This window comes from Nonomuraea dietziae, from assembly GCF_014195505.1.
Classification (GTDB): Bacteria; Actinomycetota; Actinomycetes; order Streptosporangiales; family Streptosporangiaceae; genus Nonomuraea; species Nonomuraea roseola.
The window spans coordinates 2,888,375-2,901,572 of record NZ_JACIBV010000001.1 but is presented as its reverse complement, the minus strand read 5'-3'; the positions used below and the strand labels follow the sequence as shown (position 1 = coordinate 2,901,572).

Annotated in this window: 10 protein-coding genes; 5 read left to right on the top strand and 5 right to left on the bottom strand. The window is 69.4% G+C overall.

Translation table 11 applies throughout. The features are described from left to right. Window positions 1-140: 140 nt before the first annotated feature. Together FHR33_RS13930 and FHR33_RS13925 are read left to right on the top strand one after the other, a co-directional pair. The gene (locus FHR33_RS13930) at window positions 141-2,231 is read left to right on the top strand and encodes a SpoIIE family protein phosphatase (RefSeq protein ID WP_183646964.1); all 2,091 of its coding nucleotides are present in this window, start codon (window positions 141-143) and stop codon (window positions 2,229-2,231) included. A 241-nt stretch (window positions 2,232-2,472) separates the two neighbouring features. After that, window positions 2,473-4,107: an RNA polymerase sigma factor gene (locus tag FHR33_RS13925; RefSeq protein ID WP_183646961.1), complete on the top strand. Its 1,635-nt coding sequence runs from the start codon at window positions 2,473-2,475 to the stop codon at window positions 4,105-4,107. 132 nt (window positions 4,108-4,239) lie between these two features. On the opposite strand, the gene FHR33_RS13920 is transcribed toward FHR33_RS13925, so the two are convergent. Then, window positions 4,240-4,956, bottom strand: coding sequence for a YaaA family protein (locus tag FHR33_RS13920; RefSeq protein ID WP_183646958.1), 717 nt, complete (start codon window positions 4,954-4,956; stop codon window positions 4,240-4,242). Between the two features lie 84 nt (window positions 4,957-5,040). Between FHR33_RS13920 and FHR33_RS13915 the strand changes: the two genes are divergently transcribed. Then, the gene (locus FHR33_RS13915) at window positions 5,041-5,733 is read left to right on the top strand and encodes a GNAT family N-acetyltransferase (protein ID WP_183646956.1); all 693 of its coding nucleotides are present in this window, start codon (window positions 5,041-5,043) and stop codon (window positions 5,731-5,733) included. Between the two features lie 419 nt (window positions 5,734-6,152). On the opposite strand, the gene FHR33_RS50205 is transcribed toward FHR33_RS13915, so the two are convergent. Further along, entirely contained in the window at window positions 6,153-6,383 is a 231-nt protein-coding gene (locus FHR33_RS50205; RefSeq protein ID WP_312895525.1) for a DUF7455 domain-containing protein, read from the bottom strand. Window positions 6,384-6,630: 247 nt separating this feature from the next. On the opposite strand from FHR33_RS50205, the gene FHR33_RS13910 reads away from it, so the two are divergent. Then, window positions 6,631-8,685 carry a DNA gyrase/topoisomerase IV subunit B gene (locus tag FHR33_RS13910; RefSeq protein ID WP_183646953.1) on the top strand — a complete coding sequence of 685 codons (2,055 nt, stop codon included), beginning with the start codon at window positions 6,631-6,633 and terminating at the stop codon, window positions 8,683-8,685. Window positions 8,686-9,597: 912 nt separating this feature from the next. On the opposite strand, the gene FHR33_RS13905 is transcribed toward FHR33_RS13910, so the two are convergent. The 3 genes from FHR33_RS13905 to FHR33_RS13895 all read right to left on the bottom strand — a co-directional run bounded on the left by FHR33_RS13905 (window position 9,598) and on the right by FHR33_RS13895 (window position 11,866). Continuing rightward, window positions 9,598-10,095 (bottom strand): hypothetical protein, encoded by a 498-nt coding sequence (locus tag FHR33_RS13905; protein ID WP_183646950.1) that lies wholly within the window; start codon window positions 10,093-10,095, stop codon window positions 9,598-9,600. 561 nt (window positions 10,096-10,656) lie between these two features. After that, window positions 10,657-11,367 carry a DUF6348 family protein gene (locus FHR33_RS13900; protein WP_183646947.1) on the bottom strand — a complete coding sequence of 237 codons (711 nt, stop codon included), beginning with the start codon at window positions 11,365-11,367 and terminating at the stop codon, window positions 10,657-10,659. Window positions 11,368-11,605: 238 nt separating this feature from the next. Beyond that, a complete protein-coding gene (locus FHR33_RS13895; RefSeq protein WP_183646944.1) occupies window positions 11,606-11,866 on the bottom strand; it encodes a hypothetical protein in 261 nt (86 codons plus the stop codon). Window positions 11,867-12,019: 153 nt separating this feature from the next. Between FHR33_RS13895 and FHR33_RS13890 the strand changes: the two genes are divergently transcribed. Next, a complete protein-coding gene (locus tag FHR33_RS13890) occupies window positions 12,020-13,093 on the top strand; it encodes a class I SAM-dependent methyltransferase (RefSeq protein WP_183646941.1) in 1,074 nt (357 codons plus the stop codon). Window positions 13,094-13,198: the final 105 nt, after the last annotated feature.

Genomic DNA, 13,198 nt, shown 5'->3' with positions numbered 1-13,198 from the left:
GCGGCCGGGGCTTCCGTCCGCACATGCCCATCGCCGATGATGTACAGCAGAATCCGGTCGCCCGGAGCTGCGCTACGCCGATACACAGTTATGGAGATGTGCCGCGTGGGAGACCCTGGCACGCGACGGAGGTGCCGACCATGAGCGCCGAGACCTCCGTGCCCCGTCCCCGGGAGTCGGGTGTGGACATCTCAGACTCCGGCCTGTTCAAGGGCCTGATGTCGGAGGCGGAGTTCGCCTTCGCCTTCTTCGACCCCGAGGGCCGCTTCGTGCGGGCCAATGAGGTGTTCAGCGATGTCGTCGGCGTGCCCGAGGAGCGGCTGCTGGGCCGCACGCCTGCCGAGACGCTCACCGCCGACCTCAGCCAGCTGGTCACGCACGCCGTCCAGGATGTGACCGAGAGCGACTGTCCGGTGACCGAGCGCGCCAGGGTGCGCTCGACCGAGGGCGACACCAGGCACTGGGCGCTGTCGTTCTCGCCCGTCCACGACGAGCAGGGCCAGCTGCAGGCCGTGGCGCTGGTCGGCGCCGACATGACCGAGAGCCGCCAGACCGAGGAGGACCTGCGCCGCAGCGAGGAGCGCTACCGCTCGCTGGTCGAGGCGCAGTCCCAGCTGGTCTGGATCACCTCGCCCACCGGCGCGGTCGTCGAGGACGCCCCGCAGTGGCGCGCCATCACCGGCCAGGGCCTGGAGGAGTACCTCGCCCACGGCTGGCTCGAGGCCGTGCACCCCGACGAGCGCCGCCACACCGAGGAGGTGTGGAAGGAGGCGCTGCGCGGTCGCACCATGTTCGAGTGGAACTACCGCGTCCGCACCAGGGCCAGCGGCTTCCGCCACTTCGAGGTGCGGGCCGTGCCGATCATCAGGCACGGGCGCGTGGTCGAGTGGGTCGGCGCCAACACCGACGTCACCCCTCAGCGCGAGGCCGAGGAGATGCGCGGCAGGCTGACCGACCAGCTCGGCGCCGCCGCCCTGCGCACCGCCCGGCTGCAGGGCGCCACCGCCATGCTGGCCGAGGCGCTCACGGTCGAGCAGGTGGTGCAGGTCATCATCGACGTCGGGCGCACCGCGCTGGCCGCCGACCGCTCGGCCGTCGCCCTGCTCGACCTCGACAGGGCGGTGCTGAAGCTGGTCAACGGCGGCGGCGTGCCCGAGGTGCCCGGGGCGACGGGCGAGGAGGTCCCGCTGTCGCACTCCAGCGTCCTCACCATGGCCGTCAACAGCCGCAGGCCCGTCTTCGCCGAGTCGCCCGAGAGCCTCAAGGCGCAGCTGCTCGACGCCGGAGGCGACGAGGAGGTCCTGAACGGCTTCCTGGCCACCAGCGACGAGCGGGCGTGGGTCGGGCTGCCCCTGCTGGCCGCTGGGCGGGCTCTGGGCGCGCTGCGCTTCTCCTTCACCAGGCCGCAGAAGATCTCCCAGGAGGACGGCGTCTTCCTGGAGGCACTGGCGGGCCAGTGCGCGCTGGCCGTCGAGCGGGCCACGCTCTTCGAGCGCGAGCACAAGACCGCCGAGACGCTGCAGCGCAGCCTGCTTCCCGACAGGCTGCCCGTGGTCAAGGGGCTCGAGCTGGCCCAGCGCTTCCGCTCGGGCAGCCGCCACGTGCAGGTCGGCGGCGACTGGTACGACGCGTTCGTGCTGCAGGACGGCAGGGTCGCGGCGGTCGTGGGCGACGTCATGGGCAAGGGCGTCAAGGCCGCGGCCGGCATGGGCCGCATCCGCAACGCCATGCGCGCCCTGGCGCTGACCAACCCGCCGCCCGCCGCGGTGCTGGGCGGGCTCGACAGGGTCTTCGACGCCACCGAGGAGGAGGAGCAGGTCACCACGCTGGCCTACATGGTCGTGGAGCCCGGCACGGGCGAGGGCACGCTCGCGCTCGCCGGCCACCCGCCACCCGTGCTGGTCTCGCCGCAGGGCACGGCGGTGCTCTGCGACGCCGAGCCCGGCACGCCGCTGGGCTGGCCCACCACGCGCAAGCAGTTCAGGTTCGTGGTGCCTCCAGGACACACCGCCGTGCTCTATTCCGACGGCCTGGTCGAGAACCGCAAGCGCGGTCTCGACGCGGGGCTATCGGAAATTTGCTCGGTTGTGACCGAAGCGCCGCCTGAGGTCGTGACGAGTCCGCACATGCTGCTTGATTTCCTAGTCGACCGCATGTTGGCCGGATATGAGCAGGATGACGATGTTACGGCGCTGGCGATTCACGTTCCCGCCGCCACGAAGAGTGACTGAATGAAACAGTCATAAGGGTTGCTTTCGGGTATCAGTGCACCGCTTCCGTACGCACTACTGTTCCGGTCGGCCTAGGGTGGAGGTCAACCGCCGGGAGGTGGCCGTATGGAGTGCCGGGTCGTGCCAGAATGCTGGATGGTCCGTTTGCGCTCCGCACGGCCGCTTAGATCTCCGAGAGAGGCATAGCCCCCCAGCGGGCATCTGGGTCCATTGTCGCCACGCGTTCGTTCGAGAGGTGTTCGTGTCGCCTGCAAGTTCGACTCGCTCGAAGCCATCAGAGCTGAACGAGCCCGTCATTCAGCGACTGCTCGAGCGTGGGCGCTCGCAGGGGTTCCTCGAGTCCGAGGATGTCCGTCAGGCCTTTGAGGAGGCGGACATCCCCATGTCGCAAGCCGCGGGGGTCCTGCGGACGCTCAGCAAAGAGGGCGTCGTCGTCCGGCTGACCGCCGCTGACTCGGCGGCTCCGAAGAAGTCTCGTGGTCCAGCAAAGCGCCGCACTGCTGCCCCCGTCAAGACGAGAACCGCAGCGGCTGCCAAGGAGCAGCAGCCCGACACCGTGACCGCGGTCGTCGCCGCTGAGGCCGCCCCCGCCGAGGGGCCCGCCGCGAAGAAGGCCGAGCCCGCCAGGAAGGCCGCTCCCGCGGCCAAGAAGGCGGCAGCGCCTGCCAAGAAGGTCGCCAAGCCCGAGGTCTCGGGAGCAGGTCCCGCCGAGACCAAGCCGAAGTCCCCGGAGGGTGTCGACGAAGACGACATCGATCTCGAGGCAGATGTCGAGCTCGAAGACCTCGACGACCTGGAGGTCGACGTGGTCGAAGAGGTCGAGGTCGAAGTCGAGGTCGAACCTGAGGCGGAGACCGAGGAGGAGCCCAAGGCCGAGGTCGTCGTCACCAGCGACGACGAGGTCCTGATCCTCTCCGACGACGACGATGACGCCCCCGTGGCGCAGGTCGCCGCCGCGGGCGCCACCGCCGACCCGGTCAAGGACTACCTCAAGCAGATCGGCAAGGTCCCCCTGCTCAACGCCGAGCAGGAGGTCGAGCTGGCCAAGCGCATCGAGGCGGGCCTGTTCGCCGAGGAGCAGCTCGGCGGCGGCGAGGTCGACAAGCTGCCCGTCGACGTCAGGGCCGAGCTCGAATGGATCGCCGAAGACGGCCGCAGGGCCAAGAACCACCTGCTGGAGGCCAACCTCCGGCTGGTCGTCTCGCTGGCCAAGCGCTACACCGGTCGCGGCATGCTGTTCCTGGACCTGATCCAGGAGGGCAACCTCGGCCTGATCCGCGCGGTCGAGAAGTTCGACTACACCAAGGGTTACAAGTTCTCCACCTACGCCACGTGGTGGATCCGCCAGGCGATCACCCGCGCCATGGCCGACCAGGCGCGGACCATCCGCATCCCGGTCCACATGGTCGAAGTGATCAACAAGCTGGCCAGGGTCCAGCGGCAGATGCTGCAGGACCTCGGCCGCGAGCCCACGCCCGAGGAGCTGGCCCGCGAGCTGGACATGACCCCCGAGAAGGTGGTCGAGGTCCAGAAGTACGGCCGCGAGCCCATCTCGCTGCATACCCCCCTCGGTGAGGAGGGCGACAGCGAGTTCGGCGACCTCATCGAGGACTCCGAGGCCATCGTTCCGGCCGACGCCGTCAGCTTCACGCTGCTGCAGGAGCAGCTGCACTCCGTTCTCGACACCTTGTCGGAGCGCGAGGCGGGCGTCGTGTCGATGCGGTTCGGCCTCACCGACGGGCAGCCGAAGACACTCGACGAGATCGGCAAGGTCTACGGGGTGACGCGCGAGCGCATCAGGCAGATCGAGTCGAAGACGATGTCCAAGCTGCGTCACCCGTCTCGCTCCCAGGTGTTGCGCGACTACCTCGACTAGGTGTCGTGACGGACGGGGGTGTCGCTCTTCGGAGCGGCACCCCCGTTCTCGTTCACGAGAGGCTGTGACCCGGGCGTCCAGCGTGGTGAGGCAGGCCGCGCGCTGCGCGTGGAGGCAGTGGCCGGTTCGGGCTCAGGTGACGCTCACGTCGATCCTGCCGGGAGCCTGCCGTACGGCGTAGCCCAGATCGTCGAGCACCTTGGCCAGCTCGTCGGGGCCGGCCGGGTCGGCGCCGCTGAGCAGCAGGCTCCTGGCGATCTCGCCGCGCGTGGCCTTGGCCATGTGGCTGACGACCTTGCCGTCCCTCAGCACGCGCACCGCCACCCCGCGCGCGCCCGCCTTCCACGCGCCCGCGTAGGTGGCCGAGCGCATGTCCACGGCCAGCCCCGGCAGCCGGTCGAGCTCCTTGGTCACCAGAGGCCGCCAGAAGGCCGCCAGAGCGCCCATCGGCGGCAGACTCACCCCCATGGACAGGCGGTACGGAGGGACCCTGTCGCCGACCCTCAGCACGCCCCACAGGCCCGAGAAGATCACCAGCGACTCCTCCGCCCTCGCCCTGGCCTCGCCGTCCAATGTGGCCAGGCCCAGGTTGTCGTACAGGACGCCGGTGTAGAGCTGGCCCGCGGGCATCGTCGCCGCCGTCTTGAGCGCCAGGTTCCTGTCGAGCTCGGCGGCCTGGCCCTTGCTCAGGCCGAGCACGTCGAGCGCGTCGCGGCGCTTGGAGGCCTTGATGAGGGCGTTCACCACGCGGGCGCGTGGCCTGGCGAGAGAGGGGAAGGACAGGTCGGCGAGGGCGGGACCGTCCCCCTCCGCGGCCTTGCCCTCCGAGGGCGGGAGCAGAATCAGCACGGGTACGGGTTTACCACCTGGGCGGCTGACGTGCGACGTTGGCCTCGCGACGGCCGCCGGTAAGGCCTCCGCTACGATGCCGTGATGGATTTCGACCGCCTGGTTGACGAGGCGTGGCCGGCCCTCGAGCGCGTGCCCCTGGAGCCGTGGACGCTGCGCCACTCCCTCGGCGTGACCAAGCGGGCCAACTCCGTGCTGGTCTCGGGGCTGCCCGCCGATCTCGCCGAGGCGGTGGGCGAGGCGGAGAAGTTCTATGCCGAGCGCGGCGGGTCCACCGTCTTCTCGCTCGGGACGAGCGCGCCCGCCGAGGTCGACTCCCTGCTGGAGGCCAGGGGGTACCGGCTGGCCGACCCGACGCTCGTCATGGTGGCCTCGCCGGCGCCAGGCGGTCACCCCGCGCACGAGGTCAGGATCGAGGACCACCCGTGGCCCGCGTGGCTCGACACCTGGGCAGGGGTGGAGGGACGTGACCCCGAGGTGGGCGGGCGGATCTGCGCGGGAGTGCCCGCGTGGTACGCCGCGGTGGAGGAGGCCGGCGCGCCGGTGGCCGTGGGCAGGGGCGTCCCCCAGGGCGACACGCTGGGGATCTACTGCATGGCGACGCGTCCAGGGGCGCGCCGCAGGGGCCTGGCCCGCAGCGTCCTGCGCGCTCTGATACGGCATGCGGGGCTCGCCTCGGCATACCTGGTGGTGACGGAGGGCAACGTGGGCGCGCGGAACCTGTATCGCGGCGAGGGCTTCGAACCGCGCGGCGCCTACCACTACCGCGTGTCCTGAGACCGCCCCGCCTGATCCGGAGATTCCTCTCCGGGCGGGGCCCGAGCCTTTCCGGTGACTTCGGACGCCCGGTTCGGGCGGCGCCTCCCGGGCCGCGCCTTCGGGGTCGCGCCTCCCAGGCCGCGCCTTCGGGCCGCGCCTTCGGGCCTGCCTTCGGGCGGCGCTCAGGTTTCGTTGCCGTTGGCGGGTCTTTCGCCTGGGCCGCGCTTTGGCGTCCTTCGTGCGGCTTTGGAGGTCGTTCGAACGCGCGCGGGCGGGTGGTCCGGGTTGCCGGATTACCGCCTGGGCCGCGCCCTGACGGTCCTTCATGCGGCTTTGGAGGGTCGTTCGAACGCACGCAGGCGGTGACCCGGGTTGCCGGACCACCGCCTGAGCGTCATGCCATATGGGGTTATGTCATCGCGTCGAACGCTGAGAGATCAGCGATCGTCGCTGGGTGCGGTTACCTTGGGTTCGCTGAGCCGAGCCGACTCGTCCAGGATTTCGGCGCCCTTCTCACGCAACACGGCTACGTGCTGACGCCCATGGTGGGCGCAGAACAGCAGCTCCCCGCCCACTGGCAGGGTCGCGCGAATGTAGGCCTGGGCGCCGCAACGGTCGCAACGGTCGAGGGCCGTCAGCGGCTTAACGGGGGCGAGAGCTCCAGTCACGTATCGCCTTTCGGGTCACCCCCGCCGAAGCGAGGATCTGGCGTCAGTCACTTGAGACAACATCTAACCGGACCTGGACGTTCCCAATCACGGCCTCTCTACGCCCAGAGCAGAATGTGGCGGAAGGTAACGTCCAAGGCCCCGTTGGTAACGGCAAACGTGACCCGATGGCAAGCTTGTACGCGCGCAGACGGGAAGAACGGTAGGCTACGCACACGTGTTCGATGGCTAGACCAGAGGAGCTGGAGTGACGGTAGTGGAGGCGGGTTACACAGCTCGTCACCTGTCGGTGCTTGAGGGCCTCGAGGCGGTCCGCAAGCGTCCAGGCATGTACATCGGGTCCACCGACAGCCGCGGGCTGATGCACTGCCTCTGGGAGATCGTGGACAACGGCGTCGACGAGGCGCTCGCGGGCCACTGCACCCGCATCGAGGTCGAGCTCTACGCCGACGGCTCGATCGAGGTCCGCGACGACGGCAGGGGCATCCCCGTCGACCTCGAGCCCAAGTCCGGTCTGCCGGGTGTCGAGCTCGTCTACACCAAGCTCCACGCGGGAGGAAAGTTCGGCGGCGGCTCCTACGCGGCCTCCGGCGGCCTGCACGGCGTCGGCGCCTCGGTGGTCAACGCGCTGTCGTCCCGCCTCGACGTCGAGGTCGACCGCGACGGCCAGGTCCACCTCATCAGCTTCAGGCGCGGCGTGCCCGGCGTCTTCGACGGCGACGGCCCCGCGGCCAAGTTCAAGAAGAAGTCCGGCCTGCGCGACGGCGGCAAGCTGCGCAAGCGCGTCACGGGCACCCGCGTCCGCTTCTGGGCCGACAAGCAGATCTTCCTGCCCGACGCCGAGGTCTCCATCGACGAGATCCACGTACGGCTGCGCCAGACCGCCTTCCTCGTCCCCGGCCTCACGCTCGCCCTCATTCACGAGGGCAAGACCGAGGAGTTCCGCTTCGACGGCGGCATCTCCGAGTTCACCGAGTTCCTCGCCCGCGACGAGGCGGTCTGCGAGGTGCTGCGCCTTCAGGGCGTCGGGCACTTCCACGAGACCGTGCCCGTCCTCGACGACCAAGGCCACATGACGCCCACCGAGGTGCAGCGTGAGCTCACCGTCGACGTGGCCATCCGCTGGGGCAAGGGCTACGACAGCACCGTCCGCTCGTTCGTCAACGTGATCGCCACCCCCAAGGGCGGCACCCACATCACGGGCTTCGAGCGCGGCCTCGTCCGCACGATCAACGAGGTGCTGCGCGAGACCAGACTGCTGAAGAACGGCGACGACCCTGTCACCAAGGAGGACATCCTCGAGGGCCTGACGGGCGTGGTGACCGTCCGGGTGCCCGAGCCGCAGTTCGAGGGCCAGACCAAGGAGGTCCTCGGCACCTCGGCGGCCACGCGCATCGTCTCGCACGTGGTCTCCCGCGAGCTCAAAGAGGTGTTCGCCAACCCGCCGCGCGGGCTCAAGCAGCAGCTGCGCGCCGCGCTCGAGAAGATCGTCGCCGCCGCCAAGGCGCGCATCGCCGCCCGCGAGCACCGCGACAACCAGCGCCGCAAGAGCGCGCTGGAGAACTCCGCGCTGCCCGCCAAGCTGGTCGACTGCCGCAGTGACGACGTCGACCGCAGCGAGCTGTTCATCGTGGAGGGAGACTCCGCGCTGGGCACAGCCAAGCTGGCCCGCGACTCGGAGTTCCAGGCGCTGCTGCCGATCCGCGGCAAGATCCTCAACGTGCAGAAGGCCTCCGTGGCCGACATGCTCAAGAACGCCGAGTGCGCCGCGATCATCCAGGTGGTCGGCGCCGGCTCGGGTCGCAGCTTCGACATCGACGCCGCCCGCTACGGCAAGATCATCCTGATGGCCGACGCCGACGTCGACGGCGCGCACATCCGCTGCCTGCTGCTGACGCTCTTCCACCGCTACATGCGGCCCATGGTCGAGGCCGGTCGCGTCTTCGCCGCCGTGCCGCCGCTGCACCGCATCGAGCTGACCAACCCTGGGCGGGGCAAGGACAAGTACATCTACTGCTACTCCGACGCCGAGCTCCACAAGGTGCTGCGCGATCTCGAGCGGCGCGGCAAGCGCTGGAAGGACCCCGTACAGCGTTACAAGGGTCTGGGTGAGATGGACGCCGACCAGCTGGCCGAGACCACGATGGACCCGCGCCACCGCATCCTGCGCCGGGTCCGCATCGAGGACGCGGAGGCGGGGGAGCGCATCTTCGCCCTCCTGATGGGCAGCGACGTGGCCCCGCGCAGAGAGTTCATCGTGAACAGCGCCGCCGAAGTGGACCGCGACCACATCGACGCCTAGGCCCCGCACCTCGCCACCGTCGGCTACGTCTGGCGATACGGTCCTCAAGCCCCACGGGCTGGGACACGGACCTCGCCACAGGCGTCTCGCGCTGGCCACCCAGGGGGAGCCCCCAGCTCCCCCTGCGTCCGTGTGCCTGCGTCCGCGTGCCTCCCTTCCTGCCTGTCTGCGTGCCTGTGTCCGCGTGCCTGCCGGCGTCCTTGTGTCCGCGTCCTCGTGCCTGTGTCTTCTGCCTGGGCGCCTGTGACGGTGCCGCGGTGAAGGCTCCGCTGGAGCGGTGTCCCTGGGGCGGTCCTGCTGGGGCGGTCTTGTTGGGGTGGTGTTCTGGAGTGGTGCGCTGGCGTGGGCCGCTGGGGTAGTGCCCTGGCGGTCGCGGTGCCCTCGGTCGCGCTGGCGCCGGGGCAGGCGGAGGCCCCTTGGTGGACCTGTCGGGGAGTAACGCGCTCAGGGCTGCTACGGGGGACACCTGCCGTGAAGTGGCCTGCGACCCAGGCTGTGATGAGGACCAGGCGCTGTCGTCCGGCCGCTGCGCCACGGTGGCCAGATGATGACCACCGCAAGGAGCGGGATGGCGTACGCCATGCGGTCGATCGTCACGTCAGGGCCGCGGTTGCGGGTGTCTGACGGCACGCTCCCGGCAAGCCGGCCTCACCGCGACGTCCGAGTACGTCGACCGAGCGGCCACCCTGCCTGTCGTCGGGGAGACCACCCGCCGCAGGAGGTCGGACGGGCCCACAAGCCGGCCGCGACCGCGCACGCGGCGAACGAGTGATCACCGTGCTGATGGCCCTTGACCAGCGTGAGGTAGGCGAGGGGTGAGCGGCGATCCGCTCCGATCGCCAGGAAGTCGTCGCACCCGATGCTGGGCCCGTTGATCAGGACGTTGCCCGGGCCGTCCAGATCGCGCTTCCGTCAGGCGACGTGCTGGGCCTGCGGGAGCAGCTCGGTCAGCGTGGTCAGCGCCGCGCGCACCTCGTCGCAGCGGTCGGCGGGGATGATCACGCGGACGCCGGTGTACACCCGATCCTGGTACAGCCGGAGTTCGACCCAGCCGAGCCCGACCTCGACGCTCAGGAAGTCCGGGTTGGCGGGGTCGCAGTCGACGGACACCACGAACTGGTGCGGGGCGTCGTCCGAGAGGCCCAGCAGGTGGGTGAGCCGGGTGGCGTTCTCACGGTCGAGCGGGAACGCCTTCTCGTTCATCCCTACCGCGACCACGTCGACACCGTTCACGACCATCGGCCAGAAGGCCAGCGTGTCAGCGTCGCGCAGCTGCGGGCGGATCCGCTCGTAGGAGGAGTCGGGGGTGCCCGCCAGGGCGAGCAGGTGAAGCGGAGGGACCGTGTCCGTGTGGTCGCCGGGGAAGGTGAAGCTGAGGGGTCCTTCGTCCGTCGGGGGGAAGTCGCTCATGGGGACGACTCGCTCTCTGGATCGGTGATCTTCGGTTTCGGGTGGACGCTTCGGCCGTTGCGCGCATGCCCATAATGCCGTTCCCGGGGTCATGACACGCTTCTTGCCGGTACCCATTCCAAGGCGTGTCGATCTTCAATGGTGGTCGGACATGGATCGGTTGGGTGGTTGTGAAGCTCCTGAAATGATCTGACCGAGGCCCAATGGCAACGGCCGGCACCGCTGCTGCCGGTCAATCTAAGGCAGGGTGGCCGATGCGCCGATCACCGGATGCTGAGCAAGCGAGTCTTCTTCCGAGTCCGAACCAACACCACCTGCAGCCCTGCTATGGCAACCGGGAGAGCATCTACCCCTGGCATCGCCGCTGGTCGATGGGTGGTGTGGGAGCGGGTCGTGGATGTCTGCGGGGGTGGTGCGACGAGGCCGACGGTAGGGAGTGGATGGGTTCCACTGTGGTGCGCGCGCCATCAGCATGCCTTCGAAGTCCGTCATCGGCCGCTGGGGGCATTCGGCAAGGAGGACGGCGTATAGGACCACGGACCGGTCGCAACCATGACCGCCCTAATCTTCGGGCAGCACCAGGAGGTACGTTCGCGCATAAGCGAATTCCGGCAGACGAGGCCAGCCCAACCGCAGCAGAATCGCCGAAGCCTCCTCGTGGACCTCCCCGTTGACACGGACTTCAGCGATCTCAGTTTCCTGGTCGCCGCCACAGAGAATCTTGACTCCGTTGATCCTGGGGTCGTCAAAGGAGCCGACCAGCGCCTGACCAAGCCGTGGCAGCATCGGATTGTCCATGAACCATTCATTGAGCGGTTCGACATCGCCGCCCATCGCGAAGGCCGCGACCGGTCCATGGATGACATGGTGGCCCGTCAAGCCCTCAGGATCGGCGCTCTGGATGTGATCGGCGAGCTCCCCGCTTGGCGAGGTCAACTCCATGAACGTCGCGCCCGCTGTCATCGCCCACATCTCGACGGCCTGCTTGATCGCAGCCTCGTTCGTGCCGCCCATCCCGGAGGTGCAGTCCCACAGGATCGGCGCGCTGTCGTCCTTGGCGTCGAGCGTGATTCCAAGGTCGAGGTGAGCCGGACCGTCGTCGAAGTCAAGACTGCGGATCACGACCGCGCTGTTGCCCGGCCCCCAGACCAGTCCGTCCCTGACGCGCCAGCGCTCGCCGAACGATCCCATCCGCTTCGCGATCGATTGCAGCGCGAATTCGACATGACGATCCGCAGGCGCACGCTTTCCCCGACGACCCGCCTTTCCCATGCCGGGGAACCTATCGCATTTCTGTATGGAACATCCGCACGAAATTGGCGGCTGATGGGACCTCAAACCCAGGTACCTGCTCCAATCTGTGGGGTGACGATCCCTTGAGGCGGCGCACTCGACCGCTGACCCACGCGGACAGTTTCTTATCGGCCCGACACCGAACCGCCATTGCGAATTCACGGACACGACCGGTCGAGCGGCCTGTCAGCCGGCGCCACCCGCCCCGCCTGCACGATCAGCTCCACCAGGCGAGGGTGTCGCAGCGGACGTAGGCGACCTGGCCGTTCGCCAGTACGCGGCCTGGCCGTCTGGGCGCTCCCCCGAAGGGCGAGGCGGTAGGCGATGGTCTCCGCCGAGGTGTCCACCGCCACGTAGTGATCTCGCGCAGGTCGGTCACCGGCCGGCCCTGCTCGCGTAGGTGCTTGACGGCGGCATCGGTGCAGCCGGGCATGGCCGCGTTCAGCGCCGACCCCGGCCTCCCGCGCCGGTCATCCATGCCTTCGCCGCAGCGCCGGCGCGGCTGACCGGCGATGCCCGTGCATGGCTGCCTCCCGTACGCGAGAGACATGCGGGGGCCATGACCTGGGGAGGTACGGAGGGTCCCGCAGGCGGATGCCGTGTGGGCCGCTCACGATCGGGGGAGAGCGAGATGACAAGCCAGACGGACGGCACAGCGTCGACCGAGGAGTTCATGGACAAGGTGTTCGGCGACTACGTGGGCGCGAACGCCATCTTCATGGCCGCCATCGGCGATCGGCTGGGCCTGTTCAAGGACCTCGCCGCCGCAGGACCGGCCACCAGCGTGGAGCTGGCCGAACGCACCGGGCTGGCGGAGCGCTACGTGCGCGAGTGGCTGCACGGCATGGCCGCCGCCGGGTACCTGACCTTCGACGCGAACGGCGCCAGGTACGCCATGCCCGCCGATCACGTGCCCGTGCTCGCGGAGGAGTCGGGGACCATGTTCATGGGCGCCGCCTTCTTCGACTACTCCACCACATTCGGAGAGAGTTTCCACGCGCTCCTGGAGGCGTTCCACTCGGGGGAGGGCGTCCGGCAGGAGCTGTACGGCCAGGAGGCGGCCGAGGCGATCGAGCGCTTCACCGCGCCCTGGTTCGAGCACCAACTCGTCCCGGTCTGGCTGCCGCTCATGCCCGAGGTGCGCACCACGCTGGAGGTGGGAGCGAGGGTCTGTGACGTCGGCTGCGGGCAGGGACGTGCGCTTATCAAGCTCGCGCAGGCGTTCCCTCACTGTGAGCTGGTGGGCCTCGACCGCTACGAGCCCGCGATCCAGGCCGCGACCGAGAACGCCCGTCAGGCAGGGGTGGGCGACAGGGTGCGGTTCGAGATGCACGACGGCGTCGCAGGGCTGCCTGGCCCGTTCGACGTGATCACCACGTTCGACGTGCTGCACGACTCGGCGGATCCGGCAGGGCTGCTGAGGGCCATCCACGACGGGCTCAAGCCGAGCGGTCGCTACGTGTGCGTCGACATCAACTGCGCCGACCGCAGCCAGGACAACGTCGGCCCGATGGGCACGGTGCTCTACGGACTGAGTCTGGCCTACTGCCTGCCCGTCTCGCTCGCTCGCGGCGGCGCGGGGCTCGGCACCTGCGGGCTGCCGGAGGGCCGGCTGCGGGCTATGGCGCTCGAGGCGGGCTTCGCCGAGGTCAGACGGCTGCCGGTGGACGACCCCTTCAACAACGTCTACGAACTCAGCCTCTGACACGGACACGCCAACCTCGCACCGATGGCAGCATCATCGGGAGCCGGGAGCCGGGAGCCGGGAGCCGGGAGCCGGGAGCCGGGAGCCGGGAGCCGGGAGCCGGGC

What these genes read in the sequence shown, in the direction of transcription:
- FHR33_RS13890 (WP_183646941.1), top strand. Translation starts at nt 12,020, where the DNA reads ATGACAAGCCAGACGGACGGCACAGCGTCGACCGAGGAGTTCATGGAC.
- FHR33_RS13900 (WP_183646947.1), bottom strand. Translation starts at nt 11,367, where the DNA reads ATGGGAAAGGCGGGTCGTCGGGGAAAGCGTGCGCCTGCGGATCGTCAT.
- FHR33_RS13930 (WP_183646964.1), top strand. Translation starts at nt 141, where the DNA reads ATGAGCGCCGAGACCTCCGTGCCCCGTCCCCGGGAGTCGGGTGTGGAC.
- FHR33_RS13905 (WP_183646950.1), bottom strand. Translation starts at nt 10,095, where the DNA reads ATGAGCGACTTCCCCCCGACGGACGAAGGACCCCTCAGCTTCACCTTC.
- FHR33_RS13895 (WP_183646944.1), bottom strand. Translation starts at nt 11,866, where the DNA reads ATGGATGACCGGCGCGGGAGGCCGGGGTCGGCGCTGAACGCGGCCATG.
- FHR33_RS13915 (WP_183646956.1), top strand. Translation starts at nt 5,041, where the DNA reads ATGGATTTCGACCGCCTGGTTGACGAGGCGTGGCCGGCCCTCGAGCGC.